The sequence below is a fragment of the Streptomyces sp. NPDC024555 genome, assembly GCF_055559335.1.
In genome coordinates this window covers 150,276-172,524 of record NZ_JBVHKV010000013.1, presented here as the reverse complement: position 1 = coordinate 172,524, position 22,249 = coordinate 150,276, and the positions used below count along the sequence as shown (strand labels likewise).

The window sequence follows — 22,249 nt, the reverse complement described above, 5'->3', positions numbered from 1 at the left end:
ACTAGACCTTTTGGGGTCCGTCGGGCGAAACTGTTTCCCGTGAAACACGTCATCGCCCTCGATGTGGGCGGCACCGGAATGAAGGCCGCACTGGTCGGGGCCGACGGCGCCCTGCTCCACGAGGCACGGCGGGCGACCGGCAGAGAGCGCGGCGCCGACGCCGTCGTCGAGTCCATCCTCACCTTCGCCGCGGATCTGCGCGCGTACGGAGAGGAGCACTTCGGCGAGAGCGCCGTCGCCGCGGGCATCGTCGTGCCCGGCATCGTGGACGCCGCCCACGGCGTCGCGGTCTACGCCGCCAACCTGGGCTGGCGCGACGTCCCGCTCCGCCGGCTGCTGGGCGAGCGGCTCGGTGACGTGCCCGTCGCCCTCGGCCACGACGTCCGCACCGGCGGACTCGCCGAGGGCCGCATCGGTGCGGGCAAGGGCGCCGACCGCTTCCTCTTCGTCCCGCTGGGCACCGGCATCGCCGGCGCCATCGGGATCGGCGACACCATCGAGGAGGGCGCCCACGGCTACGCGGGCGAGATCGGCCATGTCGTGGTCCGGCCGGACGGCCCGGACTGCGCCTGCGGCCAGCGCGGCTGCCTGGAGACCCTGGCCTCCGCCTCCGCCGTCAGCCGCGCCTGGGCCGCCGCGTCCGGCGACCCCGAGGCCGACGCCGCCGACTGCGCCAAGGCCGTCGAATCCGGCGACCCGAAGGCCGTCGCGGTCTGGCTCGACGCGGTCGACGCGCTCTCCGCCGGGCTGGTCACCGCCCTCACCCTGCTGGACCCCCGGACGATCATCATCGGTGGCGGGCTGGCCGAGGCCGGGGAAACCTTGTTCACACCACTCCGTGCGGCCGTCGAGGAACGCGTCTCGTTCCAGAAGCTGCCCCACATCGTCCCGGCGGCCCTCGGGGACACCGCCGGATGCCTGGGCGCAGGGCTGCTCGCCTGGGATCTTCTCTCCACGGAGGTATCCGCCTGATGGCCGGACGCGCAGACAGCACCGTTCTCGCCGGTGCCCGGGTGGTACTGCCCACCGGCACCGTCGACAACGGCCGGGTGATCGTCGAAGGCACCCGCATCGCCGGCAGCGCCGCGGACGACGCACCCCGCGTCGACCTGTCGGGCCACTGGATCGTCCCCGGCTTCGTGGACATGCACAACCACGGCGGCGGCGGAGCCTCCTTCACCTCCGGCACCGTGGACGAGGTCCTCACCGGTGTCCGCACCCACCGCGAGCACGGCACCACCACCCTGGTCGCCTCCACCGTCACCGGCGAGATGGACTTCCTCGCCGAACGGGCCGGCATCCTCTCCGAGCTCGTCGAACAGGGCGACCTGGCCGGCATCCACTTCGAGGGCCCCTTCATCTCGCCGTGCCGCAAGGGCGCCCACAGCGAGAGCCTGCTGCGCCACCCGGACCCCGCCGAGGTCCGCAAGCTGATGGACGCCGCGCGCGGCACCGCGAAGATGTTCACCCTCGCCACCGAACTGCCCGGCGGCATCGACTCCGTACGGCTGCTCGCCGAGCACGGCGTCATCGCGGCGATCGGCCACACCGACGCCACGTACGAGCAGACCGTCGAGGCCATCGACGCGGGCGCCACCGTCGCCACGCACCTCTACAACGCGATGCCCGGACTCGGCCACCGCGCGCCCGGCCCGATCGCCGCGCTCCTGGAGGACGAGCGGATCACGGTCGAGCTGATCAACGACGGGACGCATCTGCACCCCGCCGCGCTGGAGCTCGCCTACCACCACGCGGGCGCCCACCGCGTCGCGCTCATCACCGACGCGATGGACGCGGCCGGCTTCGGCGACGGCCAGTACCAGCTCGGCCCGCTCGCCGTCGAGGTCAAGGACGGCGTGGCCCGGCTCGTCGAGGGCGGCTCCATCGCCGGCTCCACCCTCACCCTGGACACCGCCTTCCACCGGGCCGTCACCATCGACCGCATCCCGGTCGGCGACGTGGTGCAGTCCATCTCCGCCAACCCCGCCCGGCTCCTCGGCGTCTACGACCGGGTCGGCTCGCTGGAGCCCGGCAAGGACGCCGATCTCGTCGTGCTCGACGAGGACTTCCACCTCGCCGGAGTCATGCGCCGGGGCGAGTGGATCGTCCGGCCGAAGAACGTCTGAGGCCGCGGCACACGCCCGCACCGGACAGCGGGCGTACGTAACGAAGAGACGGCGGTTGGCCTGCGGGACTGGGCCGACCGCCTTCCCTTTGGCATGATCACCCGGAAGACGGGCCCGCCTGGGAAACAGACGGGGGAAAGCGCGTTCCGGCAAGGAATCGGGAGGGGGCGGCCGAGGTGATCCTCACGGTCACGCTGAACACCGCACTCGACCTGACCTACGGCGTACCGGCCCTCGTCCCGCACACCAGCCACCGCGTCACCGCCCCCGTCGAACGCCCCGGCGGCAAGGGCGTCAACGTCGCCCGGGTGCTCACCGCCCTCGGTCACGACACCGTCGTCACCGGCTTCGCCGGCGGCCGCACCGGAGCCGTCCTGCGCGACCACCTCGCCGCGCGTTCCGGAACCCCCGGCCCGCACCCCGCGCCGGACGCGCCCCCCGCACCGCCCCCGGACGCCCGCACCACCGCACCCGCCCCCGGCACCCTCACCGACGCCCTCGTCCCCGTGTCCGGCGAGACCCGCCGCACCCTGGCCGTCGTCGACCGGGCCACCGGCGACACCACCCAGTTCAACGAGCCCGGACCGCACATCACCGCCGAGGAGTGGACCGCCTTCCTCGGCGCCTACCGGGAGCTGCTGGCCGGCGCCGACGCCGTCGCGCTCTGCGGCAGCCTGCCGCCCGGCATCCACGTCGGCGCCTACGCCGAACTGGTCCGGCTCGCCCGCGCCGCCGGCGTCCCCGCCCTGCTGGACACCAGCGGCGAACCGCTCCGCCGGGGCATCGCCGCCCGCCCCGACCTGATCAAGCCCAACGCCGACGAGCTGGCCCAGCTCACCGGCTCCCGCGAACCGCTGCGCGCCACCCGGGACGCCCGTCGCCGGGGCGCGCACACCGTGATCGCCTCGCTCGGCCCCGACGGCCTGCTGGCGGTCACCCCGGACGGCGGCTGGCAGGCGTCCCCGCCCGCCCCCGTCAAGGGCAACCCGACCGGGGCCGGCGACTCCGCGGTGGCCGGGCTGCTGTCCGGCCTCGTCGAGGAGCTGGCCTGGCCGGACCGGCTGCGCAGGGCGGTGGCACTGTCGACGGCGACCGTGCTGGCCCCCGCCGCCGGAGACTTCGACCGCGCGGCCTACGAGGAACTGCTGCCGCGCGTCACCGTCGAGCGGCACGCACCAGGAGCCGCCTGAACGCCGCGCCGGGCCCCCTCCGGGCCCGCAGAGAACACAGAGGTCAGCATGCCGCTCGTCAGCACCGGTGAACTCGTCTCCGCCGCCCAGGCACGGGGCCACGGGATCGCCGCCTTCAACGTCATCACGCTGGAGCACGCGGAGGCCATCGCCACCGGGGCCGAGCGCGCCGGGGCCCCGGCCGTCCTCCAGATCTCCGAGAACGCCGTGAAGTTCCACGGCGGCCGGCTCGCCCCCGTCGCCGCCGCGGCCGCAGCCGTCGCCCGCGCCTCCACCGCCCCGCTCGCCCTCCACCTCGACCACGTCGAATCCGTGGAACTGCTCCACCAGGCCCATGAGACGGGCTTCGGCTCGGTCATGTTCGACGCCTCGAAGCTCGGTTACGAGGAGAACGTACGGGCCACCGCCGCCGCCGTCGCCTGGGGCCGCGACCACGGCATCTGGATCGAGGCCGAGCTGGGCAAGGTCGGCGGCAAGGAGGGCGAGGCCCCCCTCGACGCCCACGCCCCCGGCGTCCGCACCGACCCGGACGAGGCCGCCGCGTACGTCGCGGCCACCGGCGTCGACGCGCTGGCCGTCGCCGTCGGCTCCTCGCACGCCATGACCGAGCGCACCGCCGCCCTCGACCACGAGCTGATCGGCCGACTGCGCGACGCCGTCCCCGTCCCGCTCGTCCTGCACGGCTCCAGCGGCGTCCCCGACGACGAGATCCGCCGCGCCGTCGCCTCCTCCGGCATGGTCAAGGTCAACGTCGGCACCGCCCTGAACACCGCCTTCACCGCCGCGGTCCGCGCCCACCTCGCCGAGCACACCACCGGCGTCGACCCCCGCAAGTACCTCGCCCCCGGCCGCGAGGCCATGGCCGCCACGGTCGCCGGCTTCCTCGCCCTGATGGGCTGACCCCACGACCCGGCGCGCCGCGTGCGCCGAACGGCTTTTCGGCCAAGGTCCGGCAAGGAACCTGTACGGCCGCGGCCAGAATTGCAAGGGGTGCGACACGTCGACGTGAAATGGATCGAGCCAATGCTCTTCCGTGGCTCTACTCAAATGCAACGGTCCCAGAAAGGATCTCCCTTGGATCCCTACCCAGGGGATCCAAGGGAGAGAGGGAGCCTCACGTGAGCATGCTCAGGAAAAGTCTGACGACCGTGGCTTTGGCCGGCGCGCTGCTGGCCGGAGTCCCGGCCATACCGGCCGTGGCGGCCGACCCCAACACCTGCCCAAAGGGAAACCTCTGCGGGTGGTCGGGAACCAACAGGACCGGAACGAGGACCGTCTACGCCAAGGCGCCCGGCTGCTATCCCATAACCACTGCCCGGTCCTTCTCCAACCAGACGTCTTACCGCGTAGTTCTCTGGCACATCAGCACCGGCTGCGGCGAGGGCACCAAGCTGATCACCCTGAATCCGGGCACCTACACGGACAACACCGGGTCAACCGCTACGGGGATCGAGGTCTACGGATAGACGAATGCGGCCTCTCCCGGATTCAAAAACCAGGAGAGGCCGCAATCACCTATCGCAACGGGGCTAACTCTTCGCCGGGGTGACTTCCAGCCAGTCCAGGATCACATCGCACTGATTGCCGTCCTGGCAGGAAACACTGATCTCATTCTCACCCTCAACCAGCTCGACGGGGGCCCAGGTGGTCTGCCAGTTCTTCTCCCAGTCCGGATCCGAGGAATGGATGAAGTTCTTGAGTCCGATCGGCTGCGAGTTTGGCTTACCGTTGACCGTCAACGTCGCATTGGCGTCCTTGCCGGGGATCGAGTAGCGCACCGTCAGGCGGTACGAACCGGCCTCCTTCATGTCGGCGCGCCACGTCACCGACGATCCGACGGCGTTGAAACCGGAGACATAGGCGCCGTCGGGGCCTTCGGCCCCCTTGACGGTCTTGTCCACGGTCGCGTCGCCGCCGAGCTTCAGCGCGGCCGCGTCCTGCTTCGGCAGCTCCGGCGGGGCGGAGGAGCTGGTGCTCGCCTCGGGCGTCGGCGACTCCTCGACCTCACCGGCCGGACCGGCCGTGGAGGAGGACCCGGCCTCGCCCTTCTTGCCCTTGTCGCCGTCGTCCGTCATCAGCGCCGCGCCGATGCCGATGAGCACGACCGCGACCACGGCGACCGCGCCGATCAGCAGGCCCTTGGTGTTCGGACCGCCCTTGCCGCCGGAACCGCCGTGCCCGCCGCCCTGGCGCGGCACCTGCGTCGCGGGGCCGCCGGGATACGTCTCCGGGGCCGCGTACTGCGGATTCGGCTGGCCGTAGGGCTGCTGCGGCTGCCCGTACGCCTGCTGCTGCGGCACCTGGCCGTACTGGCGCTCACCGACGGTCCGGACCTGGTTGTACGAGGTCCGCGGCCGTCCCGGCTGCGCGGCGGGCCCCGGGTAGCCGTAGCCGCCCTGGCCGCCCGGCGGCTGCGCGCCGGCCGCCTGACCGTCCTCGTAGAGGTAGCCGAACGGATCGTCGTCCTCGGGTGTGCTCGCGCCGTTGTTCCCGGCCATCCCTGGGTCACTCCTCACCATGTCGCCAGCCGTCGCCGAATGTCGCCAGCCGTCGCCGACCGGCCGAGCCTACCCCGAACGGCCCACGTCAAGAATTGCCGGAGGGCGGGACCCGCCGGCCGCGGCCGACGTCCCGGAGAACCTCAGCCGGCCCTCCGGTGAACCTTCGACCGGGACCGCTTCTCCACATACATCCGCTGGTCGGCGGAGCGCAGCACCTCTTCGGCCGTCATCCCGCAGGCCGCCCAGCCGATCCCGAAACTCGCCCCGACGCGGACCGCGCGCCCGTCGACCCGAATGGGCGGAATGATGGCATTTCGCAGGCGAACCGCCAGGTCGGCGGCGTCCGCGGACCCCAGCCCGTCCGCGAGCACGACGAATTCGTCACCCCCGAGCCGGGCGACGGTGTCACCGTCGCGGACACAGGTGGTCAGCCGGCGGGCGACCTCGATGAGAACCGCGTCACCCGTGTGGTGCCCGAACCGGTCGTTGATCGACTTGAAGCCGTCCAGATCGCAGAAGAGCACCGCGAGCCCCTTGGCCCCGTCGTCGTGATCCGGGTCGGGCGCGACGGTGTGCACATGGTGGTCGTACGGGGCGACGCCCCGGGCCGGGTCGAAACCGTCGGAGGGGAAGTGGTGCGCACGGGCCTCGTCCACGTCCCCGTACGCCGCGTCCAGCGCCTCCACGTCCGAGGACATCGCCGCGTGCGGGCGCTCGCAGAGCCGGGCGCCGAGCCGGGCGCGCAGCTCAGCGCTGTTGGGCAGCCCGGTCAGGGCGTCGTGCGAGGCCCGGTGCGCCAGGTTCAGCTCGTGGCGCTTGCGCTCCTCAATGTCCTCGACGTGCGTGAGCAGGAAGCGCGGCCCGTCCGCCGTGTCCGCGACCACCGAGTTGCGCAGCGAGACCCAGAGATAGGTGCCGTCCCGGCGGCCCAGCCGCAGCTCGGCCCGGCCGCCCTCGGCGGAGGTGCGCAGCAGGGTGCCGATGTCCTCGGGGTGGACCAGATCGGCGAAGGAGTAGCGCCGCAGCACCGAGGCGGGGCGGCCCAGCAGCCGGCACAGGGCGTCGTTGGTGCGCAGCAGCCGGCCGTGCTGGTCCCCGCCGAGTTCGGCGATGGCCATGCCGCTGGGGGCGTACTCGAAGGCCTGGCGGAAGGATTCCTCGCTGGCCCGCAGCGCCTGCTGCTCGCGCTCCAGGCGGACCAGGGCGCGCTGCATGTTTGCTCGGAGCTTGGCGTTGCTGATCGCAATGGCGGACTGGGAGGCGTACATCTGGAGGGCCTCGCGGCCCCAGGCGCCGGGGCGGCGTCCGTTGCGGGGGCGGTCGACGGATATGACGCCCAGGAGGTCCACACCGCTGCCCGTGGCGTACATCGGGGCGTAGAGCCGGTCCTGCGGGTGCCACTCGTCCTCGAAGCGGGGTTCGGGGCCCTCGGTGTGCCACTGCGGGACGTCGTCGTCCAGGAGCACCCAGCCGTCGGTGTGGGGTATGAACCGCAGTTCGTCCCAGGGCTCGCCCATGGCCAGCCGGCGCTCCCAGGAGGTGCGGGAGCCGACGCGGCCGGTGATCAGGGCCTCGGCGGCGGCGTTGCCCGCGAAGGCGGCGACGACGAGATCGCCGTCGGGGCGGACGAGGTTGACGCAGGCAAGCTCGTAGCCGAGACCGGCGACGATGCCGTCGGCCACGGTCTGCAGTGTGTCGGCCAGGCTCCGTGCCGTGTTGAGATCGGTCACGACCTGGTGCAGTTGCCGCATCGTCGCAAGACGGACGTACGGCTCCGACTCGGCCTCCATCGCTCGCACTCCCCGAGACCTCGACAGCACTCCAGATGTCATATCGACGCACTTGACGTACTTACTGCAGTGTCACGGCCACTGAATCACAGTGAGCTGTGCACCCGGTACACAGGGTCAACAATTATCGCGCTCTGTGACTCAAGTCACAACAGGTGGCAAAAGGGCCTCGTGAGCCGTGCCGGTCCGCACATCCGTTTCATGAACGCAAAACGCAAACCCGGCCCGCGACGCCGGGGACCGGTCCTAGGACCTGCCTGGTCCCTTGGCCCGATGCGGGGGCCCACCGTACGCGGTTAGCGTTCCGGATGTGTTGCAGACGAAGACCCCCGCCCCGCGTACCGAGCCCGTCCCCCATGCTGAGGGGGTGAGCAACGACGAGTTCCGCGGCGCCCTCGCCCGGCTGGCGGCCGGAGTGGTGCTGATCACCGCCCAGGAGCCGCCGCTCGACGAGCACGGCAGGGGCGAGGACGTCGGGATGACCGCGACCGCCTTCATGTCGGTGTCGCTGGACCCGCCGCTGGTCATGGTCAGCCTGCGCAACGGCTCCCGGATGGACGACCTGCTGGCCGAGCAGCCGCTGTGGGCGGTCTCCGTCCTGGCGGAGAGCCAGCGGCACATCGCCGGCCGCTTCGCCATGAAGGGCCGGATCAGCGACCGGCTGCTCTTCGAGGACATCCCGTACGTACGGGGCGAGGTCAGCGGGGCCCCGCTGGTCGGCGGCGCGCTCGCGACGCTGGAGTGCCGCACCGAGCAGCGCGTGACGGCCGGCGACCACACCCTGGTGATCGGCCGCGTGCTGGGCGCGCACCTGCCGACCGGCGACGGCGGCCCGCTGACGTACTTCCGGGGACGCTACCGGCAGCTGGGCTGAGGCCCTTCCGGCTACGGGACCGGCGCTACCAGTCCCGTCCGGACCGGCCGCGCTTGGTCTCGGCGCGCTGCTTCTTCTCCCGCAGCCGGCGCTCGTTGATCCCGCGCGGGATCTTCTTCTTCAGCCGGGGCCGGGGCGGCGGCGCCGTGGCCTCCGCGAGCAGCGCGGCCAGGCGCACGGCGGCCGTCTCGCGGTTGCGCCACTGGGAGCGGTGCTCCGAGGCGCGGACCGACACCACGCCGTCGACCAGCCGGTTCGCCAGCCGCTCCAGCGCGCGCTCCTTCCACACCTCGGGCAGCGCGCCGGTGGACGCGAGATCGAAGCGCAGCTCCACCTGGGAGTCGCTGGTGTTGACGTGCTGACCGCCGGGCCCGGAGGACCGCGAGAAACGCCACATGAGCTCGGCCTCCGGCAGGGAGACCGCTCCGCGGATGACATAGGGACCGGACATGCCCCCATGGTCCCCGGCGGACGGGGGGTTCGTCACCCCGGTTTCCCTCCGGCCTCCCGGCGCGGGCCCCTCACCCGTACGGCGTAACTCTCATCGTTCGGTAAAGAAAGTAAAGCCGGATGGAACCTGGCGGTCCCCTGCCTGCGTTATGACCTGTGACGGTAGCTTCGTGATGGCACGAAGCCCGACTCGACAGATGAAAGGGACTTCCCATGGCAGTAAGCCTGTCCAAGGGCGGCAACGTCTCCCTCACCAAGGAGGCCCCCGGCCTCACCGCCGTCACGGTCGGCCTCGGCTGGGACGTCCGCACCACCACCGGCACGGACTTCGACCTCGACGCCTCGGCGATCGCGGTCAACACCGCGGGCAAGGTCTTCTCCGACGCCCACTTCGTCTTCTTCAACAACAAGTCGACGCCGGACCAGTCCATCGTCCACACCGGTGACAACGTCACGGGCGAGGGCGAGGGCGACGACGAGCAGATCAACGTCAACCTGGCGGCCCTCCCGGCCGACATCGACAAGATCGTCTTCCCGGTCTCGATCTACGACGCCGAGACCCGCAGCCAGAACTTCGGCCAGGTCCGCAACGCGTACATCCGCATCCTCAACCAGGCCGGCGGCGCCGAGATCGCGCGCTACGACCTGAGCGAGGACGCCGCCACCGAGACCGCCATGGTCTTCGGCGAGCTGTACCGCAACGGCGCCGAGTGGAAGTTCCGCGCCGTCGGCCAGGGCTACGCCTCGGGCCTGCGCGGCATCGCCCAGGACTTCGGCGTCAGCATCTGACACTCGTCCCGCGCTCCACGGAAGCCCCCGGCCGAACGTCCTGCGGCCGGGGGCTTCCGCATGTGCCAAGCTGTTATGGCCACCCTAGGGAAGTGAGAAGCAATGGCGGAGAACGCCAGGGACATCGCCGACGTGCTGCGGAAGCGCATTCGTTCCGGCGAACTGTCTCCCGGCGCGCGGCTGCCCGGTGAGCCCGCCCTGGTCAAAACGTACGGGGTGGCCAAGGAGACCGCGCGTCGCGCTCTGATGCTGCTGGTCGGCGAGGGGCTCGCGGTACGCCGCAAGGGAAGCGGCACCTACGTCCGGGAGTTCCAGCCGATTCGCCGGGTCGCGAACCGTCGGCTCGCACAGGAAGGCTGGGGCACGGGGCGGTCGATCTGGAGCTCGGACGTGGGCGAGCGCCCGATGCAGGTCACGGGGGTCCGCGTGTACGAGGCACCCGCGCCGGACGACGTGGCCCGCGCCCTGGATGTGGCCGCGGGAACGCCGGTGATCGTGCGGGACCGGGTGTTCGAGGTCGAGGGCGAGCCGGTGCAGTCCGCCGTCTCCTACCTGCCGGCCGACCTCGTTCGCCATTCGGCCATCGCCCGGGACGACACGGGGCCGGGCGGAACGTACGCGCGCCTGGCCGAACTCGGCGCCGGACCTGTCCGGTTCGTCGAGGAACTCCGCTCCCGCATGCCCAGCCAGGAGGAGTCCGAGCTGCTGCGGCTCGCCGACGGGACGCCCGTGGTCGAGATCTACCGGACGGCGCTCACGGCCGAGGGCAGGCCGGTCGAAGTGAACCGGATGCTACTGGACGCCGGCGCCTACGTCATGGAGTACCACATCACCGGCTGACGCCACCTCGCGCACATCGTCCCCAGGGGCCCGTTCTCGCGGGCCCTTTTTCACACCCCCTTGACCTCCCTAGGGAGAAGTGCTTCAATCTCCCTAGGGAGGCAATGGCTTCACTTACGCATCGACGAAAGGAGCACCACTGTGATCACCGAGCACAGCGCCGCCACCACCGAGGGGGAGACGGTGACCGTCGACCTCGGAGACGTCACCGAGCTGACCGAGGGCCAGGGCGCCGGCCAGAGCGAGGACAAGCGCCGCGCGTACAACGCCTGACAGTGCCCCACCGAGCGCGGTCCCGGCCCCGGGGCCGCGCCCCGCGTCCCCCGATCCGGAGGAAAAGGTGCCCATCGGCGGCTTCAGCAGCACTCGGCCCGGCCTTCCTCGCCCCCTCGGCGCGGAAGGCGTCACCACGACGTCCCTCTGGCGGCTCGGCCGCGTCCCCGTACGCACGGCGCATCGCCCCGGTCGGCGCATCCACGTCATCGGCCTGTGCGGAGCGGATGACCAGGAGGTGCAGGCTCTCGCCGACCGCCCTGTGCCCACCCGTGCGGCCTGGCAGTGGCCGGGCGCGTACGCGGTCCTGGAGGAGCGGGAGCACGGACTGGTCCTCCACACCGACCCGGCCGCGGCTCTGCCTCTGTACGCGGTCCCCTGGCAGGGGACCTGGGCGTGGTCGACGTCCGCCCGGTACCTGGGTGCGCTGGTGGGCTCCCGCGTCGACGTCACCCGTCTGGCATGCGCGATCCTCGCCCCCTCCTTGCCCGTGCTGGTCTCCGGCCGCACATTCTTCGCAGGAGTCGAACAGCTCCCGCCGGGGGCCCGCGTCGAACTCCCGGCCGCCGGGGGCCTCTACGCGTGCAGCACCACATGGCGCCCCGATCCCGTGGACGGGTCGCCGCATCTGCGCCTGCGCGACGCGCTGACCTCCGCCGTCCGCCTTCGCGCCCGCGCCGATCCCGCACTGTCCAGTGACCTCTCCGGCGGCCTCGACTCCACCACGGTCGCCGTCCTCGCCTCACGGGCCGTACCGGACCCGCTCAACGCCGTCACCGTGCACCCCCGCGGCATCCTCGACGGCGCCGACCTCCGTTACGCCAGGCTCGCCGTCGCGGCCTCCCACGGAAGAATCCGCCACCACCTGGTCCCACTCGGCGACGAACACCGCCCGTACACAGGGCTCACCGATGTGCCCGTCACCGACGAACCCGCGCCCTCCACCCTCACGCAGGCGCGTTTCCTGGCTCAACTCCGCTGGATGCACCGGTCATTCGGCACCCGGACCCACCTGACCGGCGACGGCGGGGACAGCGTCCTCTTCCAGCCCCCGGCCCATCTCGCCGATCTGCTGCGCCACCACCGCTGCACCCGCGCCGCCCACGAGGCCCTCGGCTGGGCCCGGCTCCGCCGCACCGCGGTCGCCCCGCTGCTCCGCGCCGCGGTGGCCATGGCGCACACCGGCCGCGAGCAGGCCCGCGTCGCACTCGCCGGCCAACTGACGGGCAGGGGACCACGAAACCGAGGGGACGTCGAGTGGTTCCCCACCCTCCCCGTGCCCGAGTGGGCAGATCCGTCGGCGGTACGCCTCCTCGTCGAGACCGCAGGCCGCTACGGCGCCGCACCCGAATCGCTTCCGGGCCTGGACGCGTCGGTGCGCGTCCTCGTGGACGAGATCCGGGAGGTGGCACGTACCGCCGCCGCAGACGCCGAACTGGCCGACGGATGCGGGATCGAACTTCACAACCCTTTTCTGGACGGATCGGTGGTCGACGCGGTGCTGCGGACCCCGCTCGGCCGGCGCCCGCCGCTCCACGCCTACAAACCGGTGCTGACGCGGGCGTTCACCGATGTCCTCCCCGCCGAACTGGCGGCCCGCACCACGAAGGGCTCGTTCGAAGCCGACCACTACAACGGGATGCGCGCCGCGCTCCCCGAACTGCTGCACACCGGTGGCACGCATCCGGCCGCGCTCGGCCTGATCGACGAGAAGCGCTTCCAGGACCACGTCCGCCGGGCCGCCGCCGGTGTGCCCATTCCGCTCGCACACATCGAGCAGGCCATCGCCGTGAACGCCTGGCTCCGCGCTCTCGCCCACACCCCCGGACCCGCCTGGGTGTCCTCCGTCCCCGGAAGGGCCGCGTGATGGAGAGGTCTGTGGACTTCGGCCATGTCCGGGTCGTCATCGACTACCGCACCGGACGCGTGCGCTGTCTGATCCCTGCCGTTCCCGGTCCGTCGACCGCGCCGAGGGCGAGCTGGGGCAGCGCCGAGCACCCGGCCGGCCTCACCGTCCCGCCCGCCGGTGGGAGCCCCATGGCAGTCGCCGCCCTCGTCGTCGTCCTGGCGGTGAAGGCGGCGGGGAGCAAGGAGACCGCCATGCGGCGCCTCACCGATTCCCTACGCACCGTCACATCCGCAGCCGTGCACCCCGCCACCCTCGAACAAGCCGAGCGTGCCGTGCTCGCGGTACGACGGGCCGCACGGTTCTCCCCCGCCCGGACCGCCTGCCTGGAGGAGTCTGCCGCCGCCGTGCTCCTCCTCGCCGTCCGGCGCAGGTCCGCCGTCTGGTGCCACGGCGTCGCGCCGGACCCGGTACGCCTGCACGCATGGGTCCAGACTGTCGGCGGAACGCCCGTGGCCGAGCCGCTCTCCACGCTTCTCCACGCGCCCGTCCTGACGATCGGAGACACCCGTGCCTGAGCCGGTTCTGTGGCTGACCACCGAGACCTGCGGCCTCGGCCCCTACCGCGCCGACCTGGTCGAGACGTACTGGCGGTGGGAGCAGGACCCCACGCTGATGATCGCCTACGGCCGGCAGGCACCCGAGTCGTTGGAGGCCCGCAGGGAAGGGCTGCAGCACCAGCTCCGGGGCGGCAACATCCGTTTCACCGTCTACGACGTGGGCGGGAGCGAACCCGTCCCCGTGGGAGTCACCACGCTGCTTCCGGACGCGGCCGTCCGTACGGCCGAGTTCGTCGTGATGCTGTGCCGCGAGGCGCGGGGACGGGGGCTGGGAAGCGAAGCGACGCGCCTCACGCTCGACTACGCGTTCCATGTCGCCGCCCTGCGCGCGGTGTGGCTCAAGGTGCTGGCGCCGCACACGGCCGGGATCAAGGCGTACGAGCGGGCCGGGTTCCGGCACGCGGGCCGGCTGCGGGAGGGCGGGTACTGGCTCGGGCGGGTGTGTGACGAGCTGGTGATGGATGCTCTGGCCGGGGACTTCACGGGGCCGTCGGCAGTGCGGGAGCTTCTTGCGGGGCCGGACGGCCCAGGGCCCGAGGCCCCCTGACATCCCGGAAGCCCCCGCCGGATAGCGGACAGAGACCGCCTCCAGTCGGACAAGAAGTGGTCAAAGATTTGTGAGGCAATTGTTGGTACACCGTCAAAACTGGTCATTCGGTGGCACGCTCTCGGCTCGTAACCCCCCACGGAACGAGCAACGGAGCACGTATGTCCCCCCACAGGAACACCCGCCGCGCCGCGGCCCTGGCCGCCGTCGCCGCGATGACCGTCGTCGGACTCCAGACCGGTACGGCCAGCGCAGGGCAGCAGACCCCCGGCGACTCCCCCACCGCCTCCGCCCCCACCGCCCAGACCTTCCACAGCGCCGCGGCCCGCACCGCCGCGATCAAGTCGGCGCAGGGCGACGCCTCCACGACCGCGAAGGCCCTGCGCCTGGGCGGGCAGGAGAAGCTGATCGCCCGTGACGTCGTCAAGGACGCCGACGGCACGGTGCACACCCGCTACGAACGCACCTACGCCGGACTGCCCGTGCTGGGCGGCGACCTGGTCACCCACACCACGGCCGGCGGCACCCTCAAGAGCGTCACGAAGGCGACCGGCGCCCGGATATCGGTGCCCTCCACCACACCCGAGGTCAAGACGGCGGCCGGGGCGCGCACGGTGATCTGGGCGGGCGACGGCACCCCCGTCCTCGCCCTGGAGTCGGTCCGCACCGGCGTCCGGAAGGACGGGACCCCGAGCCGCGTGCGCGTCCTCACCGACGCCACCACCGGCGCCACCCTGCGCAGCACCGAGGAGATCGAGACCTCCGGCGTCGGCAACAGCCAGTACAGCGGCACCGTCGACCTCTCCACCACCGCCTCCGGCTCCGGCTTCGAACTGACCGACGGCGACCGCGGCGGCCACTCGACGTACGACCTGAACCAGGGCGAGAGCGGCACCGGCGACCTCGTCACGGACGACGACGACACCTGGGGCGACGGCACCGGCAACGACCGCCAGACCGCCGCCGTCGACGCCCACTACGGCGCCGCCCAGACCTGGGACTTCTACAAGTCCGCCTTCGGCCGCGACGGCATCGCGGGCGACGGCAAGGCCGCCTACTCCCGGGTCCACTACGGCGACGCGTACGTCAACGCCTTCTGGGACGACAGCTGCTTCTGCATGACCTACGGCGACGGCGCCGACAACAAGAGCGCCCTCACCGCGCTCGACGTCGCCGGCCACGAGATGAGCCACGGTCTGACCTCGTCCACCGCGAACCTGGAGTACAGCGGCGAGTCCGGCGGGCTCAACGAGGCCACCAGCGACATCCTCGGCACCTCCGTGGAGTTCGCCGCCGACAACTCCACCGATGTCGGCGACTACCTCATCGGCGAGGAGATCGACATCAACGGCGACGGCACCCCGCTGCGCTACATGGACGAGCCCTCCAAGGACGGCGGCTCGGCCGACTACTGGGACAGCGGCGTCGGCGACCTCGACGTCCACTACTCCTCCGGCGTCGCCAACCACTTCTTCTACCTGCTGTCCGAGGGCAGCGGCGCGAAGACCATCAACGGCGTGGACTACGACTCGCCGACCGCCGACGGCTCCACCGTCACCGGCATCGGCCGGGACAAGGCCGTCCAGATCTGGTACAAGGCCCTCTCCGTCTACATGACCTCGACCACCGACTACGCGGACGCCCGCACCGCCACCGAGAAGGCGGCCACCGACCTCTACGGCGCCGACAGCGCCGAACTGGCCGCCGTGGACGCCGCCTGGAGCGCCGTCAACGTCGGCTGACGCCCCGCACCCCCCACCCAGGAGCCGGTCAGCCGTCCGCGGCGGGCCGGCTCCTGCCGTACAGCCAGTCCTTCCACAGCTCCGACAGATCCTGCCCGGTCTCCTCCTCGACGTACGCGGTGAAGTCCTCCGTCGAGACGTTCCCGTGCCGGTGGGCCGTCGCCCAGCCCTTGAGCAGCGCGAAGAACTCCTCGTCGTCGTCGACGGCCTCCCTGATCCTGTGGATCACCATCGCGCCCCGCCCGTACACCGGATCCGCCGAGACGTCCGCCGCGCTCGGCGGATCGGCCGGCGGGAAGGCCCAGTTGTCCTCGTCCTCGTACGCCTCGTCGAACGACTCCTGCGCCGGGGTGTCCGCCTTCTCCTCCTCCCACAGCCACTCCGCGTACGTGGCGAGACCCTCGTTGAGCCACATGTCGCGCCAGCTCTTCGGCGTGACCGAATTCCCGAACCACTGGTGCGCCATCTCGTGGACGAGGAGCCCGACACCGGGCGGGCCGGGGAAGAAGGGACGGTTCTGCGTCTCCAGCGCGTACCCCGCGTCGTCCTTCCGCTCGACGATCGCGCCGGTGGCGGAGAAGGGGTACGGGCCGAAGTGCGCGGCCTCCCACGCCACCACCTCGGGGACCCGCGCCACGGTCCGCGCGCTCGCCGCGGCCACCTCCGGATCGACGGCGGTGATCACCGTGGTGCCGCCGGCCATGGTGGAGGTCTTCAGCTCGAAGCGGCCGACGGCCAGCGTCGCCAGATAGCTCGCCATCGGCTCGGCCGTGTGCCAGCGGAACGTGGTGCGGTCCCCGTCCGTCACCGGCGGCCCGGCGAGCACCCCGTTGGAGACCGCCGTCAGCCCCTTGGGGACGGTGACCGTGAGGTCGTACGCGGCCTTGTCGCTCGGGTGGTTGTTGCCGGGGAACCAGGTCATCGAACCGGCCGGTTCACCGAGCGCCACCGACCCGTCGTCCGTCGGCAGCCACCCCTCCTCGGAGTCGTCCGCGTCGGTGAGGGTCTTCGGGGAGCCGGAGTAGCGGACGACCGTGCGGAAGGTCTCGCCCTTGTGGAGCTGGTCCTCGACCTTCGCGTCCGTACGCAGCGTCAGCTCGTTTCCCGCCCGGTTGACGGCCGCGGGGCGGCCCTCCACGGTCGCGGAGTCCACGGTGAGCCCGGCGAGGTCGAGGTTGAAGGAGCTGAGGTCCTGGGTGGCGCGGGCGGTGATCTCGGCGGTGCCGCGCAGGGTCTGCTCGTCGGGGTCGATGTCGAGCGTCAGCGCGTAGTGCGTGACGTCGTAGCCGCCGTTGCCGAGCTTCGGGAACAGCGGATCGCGCACCCCGGACGCGCCCGGTTTCCCCTCCACCCCGCCGGTGCCGCCCGAACAGGCGGGAACGGCGAGGACGAGCAGCAGCGCGACGGCCCCGGCCCGGACCGGGCGCGATACGGCGGCACGTACCGGGTTTCGATGATCCATCCGACGGATCCTATGCCTGGAATGTCACGTTCCGCCGCTCGGGAGACCACGCGGAGGGCCACGTCGGAACACCGCGTCCGAGACCGCTCGGCAGACCTCTCGCAGAACCGCCCGGAGGACCGCTCGGGGAACCGCTCGGGGAAGCGGTCAGAGGACCGCGATGCCCAACGGCCGTTCGCCCGCCGCCAGCCGTACCGGGGCCTTCGTCCCGGCCAGGTCCACGACGGTGATCCCGTTCCAGTAGCCGTCACGCGTGAACCCGCCGGTGACGTACGCGGTACGGCCGTCCCGCGACACGGCGACGTCCTCGTGCGGACCCTCCAGCGGCACGACGCGCTCCGAGCCGTCCGGCGAACGGACCGTCAGCGAGGCCTCCTCGTCGTCGGAGGCGATCGGACCCGTACCGACCACGAGCAGCGTGCCGTCCGGGGCCAGGGCCGCCCCGTGCTGATGGGTGTCGGCCGTCATCGGCTCGATGCCCACCCGGCCGGTGCGCGGATCGAGGACGGCCAGCCGCTCGCCCTCGAACGGCAGCAGCAGCTTCCCGTCCGACGGCCGCACCACCGCGTAGTGCGGCTTCAGCCACGAACCGAGCCCGCCCCCGGTGCCGTACGGGGCGACCTCCATGCGCCGGGTGCGCAGGGTGTCCGTCCGCACGGACGTGACGTCGAACGAGTCGTGGCCGGTGGCGTACACCTCCGCGCCGTCGGGCGAGACGTCCACGTCGAACGGGCGCCGGCCCACGTCCGCCGTGCCGGTGACCTTCCGCGTCGCCGTGTCGACGACCTCCAGCACCCCGTGGGCGTCGGGGACGTTCACGCCCACGTAGACGTGCCGGCCGTCCGGGGCCAGGGCGATGCCCATGCCACCGCCCCGGTACTCCCCGGTGGTGACGGGCCCGGTCCCCGTCCGGTACGGGATCAGCGCCTGCCGGGTGCGGGTCCTCGTGTCGACGACCGCGACGCCCTCGGCCGTGGCCACCCAGGCCCGGCCGTCCTTCCCGACGACCAGACCGTACGGGGCGGTCCCGACCTCGACCCGGTCGAACGCGCCGCGCTCCGGATCGACGAACGTCACCGTGTCGCCGCCGAAGTCGGCCACCAGCAGCGTGCCCCCGGGGGTCTCCCCCCGCGACGGCGTCACCGACGGGGCCGCCGCCGTCGGCTCCACCGCGCTCCGCGCGGCCGGCCGGTCCGGCGTACCGGTGGACTCCGCGGCGCAGCCGGCCAGCACCGCGGTGGCGGCGAGCGCGGCCAGCACGGGCGCCGCACGCAGCGGCCCGGAGCGGCGGCCGCTCACCGGGGATCCCCGCCTTCGGCCGCCCGGCCACCCGTGGCGGCGCGCAGCAGCGCGGCGATCCCGGTGAAGCCCCGGCGCTCCGCATGGGCCAGCGCCGTGACCCCGTCGCCGTCCGGCAGCCCCGGCGTCGCCCCGGCCGTCAGCAGCAGCTCGACGATCTCCTGGTGCGCCCGGCCGCCGTCGCCGAGGATCACGGCCTCCAGCAGGGCGGTCCAGCCCAGCCGGTTGACGTGGTCGACGTCGATGTCGGTGGCCCGGAGCAGTTCCCGTACGTACGCGACGTGACCGCGCTCGCTCGCCGGGATCAGCGCGATCCCGCCGAACCGGTTGCGCAGCCCCAGATCGGGCCCGGCCGGCAGCAGGACGCGCATCATCGCGACGCTGCCGGTGACCCCGGTCGCCAGCCAGGGGCTCTCCTCGCGGGTGTCCTGCGCGTCGGGGTCGGCCCCCGCCGCCACCAGCACCCGGGCGGTCTCCACATGGTCGCCGTGGACGGCCAGGAGCAGCGGGGTGCGCAGCTCCCGGTCGCGGACGTCCACCCTGGCACCGCCCTCGACCGCGGCCCGCACGGCATCGGTGTCGCCGGTGCGCGCGGCGTCGAGCAACTGCTGGTCGAGGGCATTCATCCCGGTCTCCCGTGGGTCGGTGCGGTGAGGTTCTGCCTGGAGTTCCGCGTCACCCGCCCGGAGGGCGGACGGGGAACTCCGGACAGGAACTACTTCGCGAGGGCGGCGACGCCGGCCTGGGCGAACTTCTCGTCGAGGTCGCCGCTCGGGGCGCCGGCCACGCCGATGCCCGCCACCGGGGCACCCTTGACCTGCACCGGGGCGCCGCCCGCGAGGAACAGGGTGCCAGGGATGTCCTTCAGCGTCGGGGCCTGGGCGAGCCGCTTGGTCAGCTCGGAGGTCGGGGCGTTCCAGGACACGGCGGTGTACGCCTTCTTCACGGCCGACTCGTACGCCTGCGGGCCGGCGCCGTCGCCGCGCAGCGTCAGGATGGTGTTGCCGTTGCGGTCGACGACCGAGACCGCGACGCGCTGGTTCTCCTTCTTCGCCGCGTCCAGGGAGGCCTTGGCGGCCTTGGTGGCGGCGTCCAGCGTCAGGTGCGTGGTCTGCTGGAGGTTCCGGTTCGCGGTGTCCGCCTTGACCGTGGTGGCGGGCGCGGCGGCCGGGGCGGAGGCGTTCGCGGACATGGCGCCGAAGGTGCCGGCTCCGAGCGCGGCGGCGGCGACGGCACCGGTCAGGACACGGGTACGCATGGTCATCTTCTTCATGGGGTGCTCCTCGGGAGTCGCGCTGGGTGGTTCCTGCGTTCTGACATCAATCCTCCGGTCGCCACCGCCCCCCGACCGTCGTCGTACCGGCTCGACGCCGCGCGCGGGACGGCTGACGTCCCCATCGGCCGATCGGTTGATGCGCCCGTCGGCCGCCGGGGTGACGATGGAATGTCCACGCAGGTCAGCACGGGTCCGAACGGTACGAGCGAGCGGTACGGGCGGGCGCTGCGAGCAAGCGGTACGGGCAGGCGCGATGAACGGGCGCTACGAGCAAGCGGTACGAACGAGCGCTACGAGCGGCGGGAAGCAAGGGGTACGAGTGACGCGGCACAACCGGTCCCGGCCGAGGGACACACGGTGACGCGGGGCGGGCCGAGGAAGGACGACGCCGGGCGGGTGGACGGGTCGGGGCGGGTGGACGGCTCGGGACGTACGGGCGGCTCGGGGCCAGCGGACGGTTCGGGACGCGCGGGCGGCTCCGGGCGTGCGGACGGCTCGGGACGTGCGGGCGGCTCCGGGCGCACGGGCCACTCCGCACGCACGGACGGCTCCACGTGCGCGGACGGCTCCGAGCGCACGCGCGACTCGGAACGTACGGACGGCTCGGGACGCACGGGCGACTCCGCAGGCACCCGCGGTTCGGGACACACGGACGGCTCCGGGCGCACGGACGGCTCCGCCCGCCCGCGCGCCACCGGCGCGGCCGACGACCCCGGCACCCGCGCACTCGCCCGGCTCATGCACGCCGCGTTCTTCCTGCTGCTGGGCGCCTCGCTGACCCGCTTCCTGCTCCGCCACCCCGGCGAGACCCGCACCCCGTGGATCATCGGGCTGTCCGTCGCGCTCGCCGCCCTGTACGTGCTGGGGCCCGTCCTCGGCTCCCGCCCGACGCCCCGCCGCCTCGTCTGGCTCGGGGCGCTCGTCGCCGTATGGATGGTCCTGGTCGTCCTCGCGCCGAGCTTCGCGTGGTGCGCGGTGCCGCTCTTCTACACCGGGCTGCGCATCCTGCCGCCGCGCGCCGCCCTCGTCCTGGTCACCGTGCTCACCCTGTTCGTCGTCGCCGCACAACTGCGCCTGGCGAGCGGCTTCGACCCCAATCTGATCCTCGCCCCGCCCGCCGTCGCCGCCGTCGCCACCGCCGTCTTCGTCCATATGCAGCGCCAGGCCGCCACCCAGGCCGAACTCATCGACGACCTCCTGCGCACCCGCCGCGAACTCGCCGCCACCGAACGGCGCGAAGGCACCCTCGCCGAACGCCAGCGGCTCTCCATGGAGATCCACGACACCCTGGCCCAGGGCCTGTCCAGCCAGCAGATGCTGCTCCAGGCCGCCGACCGCACCTGGGACGCCGACCCGGGCACCGCCCGCCGCCACGTCCGCACCGCCACCGGCATCGCCGAACGCAACCTCGCCGAGGCCCGGCGCTTCGTCCACGACCTCGCCCCCGCCGACCTCGCCGAGGGCGGCGGCCTCGAACAGGCCCTGCACGCCCTCGCCGCCCGCGAGACCGCCCAGGCCCAGGGCCGGTACACCGTCCGCTGCCACGTCGAGGGCACCGCCCACGCCCCCCTGCCCGACCGCACCCAGTCCGCACTGCTGCGGATCGCCCAGGGCGCCCTGGCCAACGTCCGCGAACACGCCGGCGCGACCGAGGCCGCCCTGACCCTCACCCACCTCGACGACCGCACCGTCCTCGACATCGCGGACAACGGCCACGGCTTCACCCCTGCCGCGTCGGCCGGAGCCTCCACCGGCGTACGCGGCCACGGACTTCCCGCGATGCGCGCCCGGCTCCAGCAGCTCGGTGGCACCCTGGCCATCGAGTCCGCCCCCGGCGAGGGCACCGTCGTCACCGCCGCCGTCCCGCTCCCCGACGCCCCCACCGGCCCCCTCACCCCCCAGGACCCCGCATGACCGCCGCGCACCCGCCCGTCCGGATCCTGCTCTGCGACGACCACGCCGTCGTACGCGCCGGACTCCTCGCCCTCCTCGGCAGCGAACCCGACATCGAGGTCGCCGGCGAGGCCGGCAGCGGCGAGGAGGCCGTCGCCCTGGCCGCCCGGCTCGCCCCCGACGTCGTCCTCATGGACCTCCAGCTCGGCGACGGCATCGACGGCGTCGAAGCCACCCGGCGCATCGTCGCCGCCTCCGCCGACGCCCACGTCCTCGTCCTCACCACCTACGACACCGACGCCGACATCACCCGCGCCATCGAGGCGGGCGCCACCGGCTACCTCCTCAAGGCCGAACGGCCCGAAGAACTCTTCGCCGCGATCCGCTCCGCCGCCCAGGGCCGCACCACCCTGTCCCCGCCCGTCGCCAGCCGCGTCATGGCCCGGATGCGCAAACCCCTGCCCACCCTCACCGACCGCGAACGCGACATCCTCGGCCAGCTCTCCCAGGGCCTCGGCAACCGCGAGATCGCCCGCGCCCTCTTCATCAGCGAGGCCACCGTCAAAACCCACCTGGGCCGCATCTACGACAAGCTCGGCGTCGACACCCGCGCCGGCGCCGTAGCCGTCGCCAAGGAACAACGCCTCCTCCCCTGAGCACCTCCCCCGCCCCGCACGCCCGCAGACCCGCACGCCCACGGACCCGCACCCCCACCGCCCCGCACGCACGGA

General features: G+C 72.7%; 22 protein-coding genes. 15 read left to right on the top strand and 7 right to left on the bottom strand.

The genetic code is table 11. The annotated features are described in order from the left end of the window. Positions 1–39 precede the first annotated feature (39 nt). The 5 genes from ACZ4FH_RS23765 to ACZ4FH_RS23745 all read left to right on the top strand — a co-directional run bounded on the left by ACZ4FH_RS23765 (position 40) and on the right by ACZ4FH_RS23745 (position 4,782). Positions 40–972 (top strand): ROK family protein, encoded by a 933-nt coding sequence (locus tag ACZ4FH_RS23765; RefSeq protein ID WP_383648376.1) that lies wholly within the window; start codon positions 40–42, stop codon positions 970–972. Next, positions 972–2,126 carry an N-acetylglucosamine-6-phosphate deacetylase gene (gene nagA / locus ACZ4FH_RS23760; protein ID WP_467307175.1) on the top strand — a complete coding sequence of 385 codons (1,155 nt, stop codon included), beginning with the start codon at positions 972–974 and terminating at the stop codon, positions 2,124–2,126. Before ACZ4FH_RS23765 ends, nagA begins: the two co-directional genes overlap by 1 nt. Positions 2,127–2,302: 176 nt before the next feature. Then, positions 2,303–3,316 carry a 1-phosphofructokinase family hexose kinase gene (locus ACZ4FH_RS23755; protein WP_467307174.1) on the top strand — a complete coding sequence of 338 codons (1,014 nt, stop codon included), beginning with the start codon at positions 2,303–2,305 and terminating at the stop codon, positions 3,314–3,316. A 48-nt stretch (positions 3,317–3,364) separates the two neighbouring features. After that, on the top strand, positions 3,365–4,216 hold the full coding sequence (locus ACZ4FH_RS23750) for a class II fructose-bisphosphate aldolase (protein WP_467307173.1): 852 nt from the start codon (positions 3,365–3,367) through the stop codon (positions 4,214–4,216). Between the two features lie 224 nt (positions 4,217–4,440). Then, positions 4,441–4,782: a peptidase inhibitor family I36 protein gene (locus ACZ4FH_RS23745; RefSeq protein WP_467307290.1), complete on the top strand. Its 342-nt coding sequence runs from the start codon at positions 4,441–4,443 to the stop codon at positions 4,780–4,782. A gap of 63 nt (positions 4,783–4,845) precedes the next feature. Here ACZ4FH_RS23745 and ACZ4FH_RS23740 read toward each other — a convergent pair whose 3' ends face one another. Both ACZ4FH_RS23740 and cdgB read right to left on the bottom strand, forming a co-directional pair. Further along, the gene (locus ACZ4FH_RS23740) at positions 4,846–5,814 is read right to left on the bottom strand and encodes a CBM35 domain-containing protein (RefSeq protein ID WP_467307171.1); all 969 of its coding nucleotides are present in this window, start codon (positions 5,812–5,814) and stop codon (positions 4,846–4,848) included. A gap of 143 nt (positions 5,815–5,957) precedes the next feature. Next, complete coding sequence (gene cdgB, locus ACZ4FH_RS23735) at positions 5,958–7,607, bottom strand: diguanylate cyclase CdgB (protein ID WP_383648366.1); 1,650 nt, start codon at positions 7,605–7,607, stop codon at positions 5,958–5,960. A gap of 367 nt (positions 7,608–7,974) precedes the next feature. Here cdgB and ACZ4FH_RS23730 point away from each other — a divergent pair, with 367 nt between their 5' ends. Further along, positions 7,975–8,481: a flavin reductase family protein gene (locus ACZ4FH_RS23730; protein WP_467307170.1), complete on the top strand. Its 507-nt coding sequence runs from the start codon at positions 7,975–7,977 to the stop codon at positions 8,479–8,481. Positions 8,482–8,506: 25 nt separating this feature from the next. On the opposite strand, the gene arfB is transcribed toward ACZ4FH_RS23730, so the two are convergent. Next, the gene (gene arfB / locus ACZ4FH_RS23725) at positions 8,507–8,932 is read right to left on the bottom strand and encodes an alternative ribosome rescue aminoacyl-tRNA hydrolase ArfB (RefSeq protein ID WP_467307168.1); all 426 of its coding nucleotides are present in this window, start codon (positions 8,930–8,932) and stop codon (positions 8,507–8,509) included. Between the two features lie 212 nt (positions 8,933–9,144). Between arfB and ACZ4FH_RS23720 the strand changes: the two genes are divergently transcribed. The 7 genes from ACZ4FH_RS23720 (at position 9,145) to ACZ4FH_RS23690 (ending at position 15,588) form a co-directional block, all read left to right on the top strand. Further along, positions 9,145–9,720 (top strand): TerD family protein, encoded by a 576-nt coding sequence (locus tag ACZ4FH_RS23720; protein ID WP_383648360.1) that lies wholly within the window; start codon positions 9,145–9,147, stop codon positions 9,718–9,720. Positions 9,721–9,822: 102 nt separating this feature from the next. Beyond that, positions 9,823–10,560, top strand: coding sequence for a GntR family transcriptional regulator (locus ACZ4FH_RS23715; protein ID WP_467307166.1), 738 nt, complete (start codon positions 9,823–9,825; stop codon positions 10,558–10,560). A gap of 141 nt (positions 10,561–10,701) precedes the next feature. Continuing rightward, a complete protein-coding gene (locus ACZ4FH_RS23710) occupies positions 10,702–10,833 on the top strand; it encodes an albusnodin family lasso peptide (RefSeq protein WP_467307163.1) in 132 nt (43 codons plus the stop codon). 67 nt (positions 10,834–10,900) lie between these two features. Then, positions 10,901–12,700 (top strand): albusnodin/ikarugamycin family macrolactam cyclase, encoded by a 1,800-nt coding sequence (locus ACZ4FH_RS23705; RefSeq protein ID WP_467307162.1) that lies wholly within the window; start codon positions 10,901–10,903, stop codon positions 12,698–12,700. Next, entirely contained in the window at positions 12,700–13,257 is a 558-nt protein-coding gene (locus ACZ4FH_RS23700; RefSeq protein WP_467307161.1) for a lasso peptide biosynthesis B2 protein, read from the top strand. The genes ACZ4FH_RS23705 and ACZ4FH_RS23700 overlap by 1 nt, the downstream gene beginning before the upstream one ends. Beyond that, positions 13,250–13,846 carry a GNAT family N-acetyltransferase gene (locus ACZ4FH_RS23695; protein ID WP_467307159.1) on the top strand — a complete coding sequence of 199 codons (597 nt, stop codon included), beginning with the start codon at positions 13,250–13,252 and terminating at the stop codon, positions 13,844–13,846. The genes ACZ4FH_RS23700 and ACZ4FH_RS23695 overlap by 8 nt, the downstream gene beginning before the upstream one ends. A 161-nt stretch (positions 13,847–14,007) precedes the next feature. Beyond that, positions 14,008–15,588, top strand: coding sequence for a M4 family metallopeptidase (locus ACZ4FH_RS23690; protein WP_467307158.1), 1,581 nt, complete (start codon positions 14,008–14,010; stop codon positions 15,586–15,588). Positions 15,589–15,616: 28 nt separating this feature from the next. Here ACZ4FH_RS23690 and ACZ4FH_RS23685 read toward each other — a convergent pair whose 3' ends face one another. The 4 genes from ACZ4FH_RS23685 to ACZ4FH_RS23670 all read right to left on the bottom strand — a co-directional run bounded on the left by ACZ4FH_RS23685 (position 15,617) and on the right by ACZ4FH_RS23670 (position 19,622). Further along, positions 15,617–17,050 carry a M1 family metallopeptidase gene (locus tag ACZ4FH_RS23685; RefSeq protein WP_467307156.1) on the bottom strand — a complete coding sequence of 478 codons (1,434 nt, stop codon included), beginning with the start codon at positions 17,048–17,050 and terminating at the stop codon, positions 15,617–15,619. A 147-nt stretch (positions 17,051–17,197) separates the two neighbouring features. Continuing rightward, positions 17,198–18,349 (bottom strand): YncE family protein, encoded by a 1,152-nt coding sequence (locus tag ACZ4FH_RS23680; protein ID WP_467307155.1) that lies wholly within the window; start codon positions 18,347–18,349, stop codon positions 17,198–17,200. Continuing rightward, positions 18,346–18,975 carry an ankyrin repeat domain-containing protein gene (locus ACZ4FH_RS23675; RefSeq protein ID WP_467307153.1) on the bottom strand — a complete coding sequence of 210 codons (630 nt, stop codon included), beginning with the start codon at positions 18,973–18,975 and terminating at the stop codon, positions 18,346–18,348. The genes ACZ4FH_RS23680 and ACZ4FH_RS23675 overlap by 4 nt, the downstream gene beginning before the upstream one ends. 89 nt (positions 18,976–19,064) lie before the next feature. Next, positions 19,065–19,622, bottom strand: a complete 558-nt coding sequence (locus ACZ4FH_RS23670; RefSeq protein ID WP_467307151.1) for a GlcG/HbpS family heme-binding protein — start codon at positions 19,620–19,622, stop codon at positions 19,065–19,067. Positions 19,623–19,982: 360 nt separating this feature from the next. On the opposite strand from ACZ4FH_RS23670, the gene ACZ4FH_RS23665 reads away from it, so the two are divergent. After that, entirely contained in the window at positions 19,983–21,539 is a 1,557-nt protein-coding gene (locus ACZ4FH_RS23665; protein WP_467307149.1) for a sensor histidine kinase, read from the top strand. After that, positions 21,536–22,174 carry a response regulator gene (locus ACZ4FH_RS23660; RefSeq protein WP_383648346.1) on the top strand — a complete coding sequence of 213 codons (639 nt, stop codon included), beginning with the start codon at positions 21,536–21,538 and terminating at the stop codon, positions 22,172–22,174. The genes ACZ4FH_RS23665 and ACZ4FH_RS23660 overlap by 4 nt, the downstream gene beginning before the upstream one ends. Positions 22,175–22,249 lie beyond the last annotated feature (75 nt).

Excerpts from the sequence above, each read along its gene's own strand:
- nagA (WP_467307175.1), top strand. The coding sequence starts at position 972 with ATGGCCGGACGCGCAGACAGCACCGTTCTCGCCGGTGCCCGGGTGGTA.
- ACZ4FH_RS23750 (WP_467307173.1), top strand. The coding sequence starts at position 3,365 with ATGCCGCTCGTCAGCACCGGTGAACTCGTCTCCGCCGCCCAGGCACGG.
- ACZ4FH_RS23745 (WP_467307290.1), top strand. The coding sequence starts at position 4,441 with ATGCTCAGGAAAAGTCTGACGACCGTGGCTTTGGCCGGCGCGCTGCTG.
- ACZ4FH_RS23740 (WP_467307171.1), bottom strand. The coding sequence starts at position 5,814 with ATGGCCGGGAACAACGGCGCGAGCACACCCGAGGACGACGATCCGTTC.
- cdgB (WP_383648366.1), bottom strand. The coding sequence starts at position 7,607 with ATGGAGGCCGAGTCGGAGCCGTACGTCCGTCTTGCGACGATGCGGCAA.
- arfB (WP_467307168.1), bottom strand. The coding sequence starts at position 8,932 with ATGTCCGGTCCCTATGTCATCCGCGGAGCGGTCTCCCTGCCGGAGGCC.
- ACZ4FH_RS23720 (WP_383648360.1), top strand. The coding sequence starts at position 9,145 with ATGGCAGTAAGCCTGTCCAAGGGCGGCAACGTCTCCCTCACCAAGGAG.
- ACZ4FH_RS23715 (WP_467307166.1), top strand. The coding sequence starts at position 9,823 with ATGGCGGAGAACGCCAGGGACATCGCCGACGTGCTGCGGAAGCGCATT.
- ACZ4FH_RS23700 (WP_467307161.1), top strand. The coding sequence starts at position 12,700 with ATGGAGAGGTCTGTGGACTTCGGCCATGTCCGGGTCGTCATCGACTAC.
- ACZ4FH_RS23690 (WP_467307158.1), top strand. The coding sequence starts at position 14,008 with ATGTCCCCCCACAGGAACACCCGCCGCGCCGCGGCCCTGGCCGCCGTC.
- ACZ4FH_RS23685 (WP_467307156.1), bottom strand. The coding sequence starts at position 17,050 with ATGGATCATCGAAACCCGGTACGTGCCGCCGTATCGCGCCCGGTCCGG.
- ACZ4FH_RS23675 (WP_467307153.1), bottom strand. The coding sequence starts at position 18,975 with ATGAATGCCCTCGACCAGCAGTTGCTCGACGCCGCGCGCACCGGCGAC.
- ACZ4FH_RS23670 (WP_467307151.1), bottom strand. The coding sequence starts at position 19,622 with ATGAAGAAGATGACCATGCGTACCCGTGTCCTGACCGGTGCCGTCGCC.
- ACZ4FH_RS23660 (WP_383648346.1), top strand. The coding sequence starts at position 21,536 with ATGACCGCCGCGCACCCGCCCGTCCGGATCCTGCTCTGCGACGACCAC.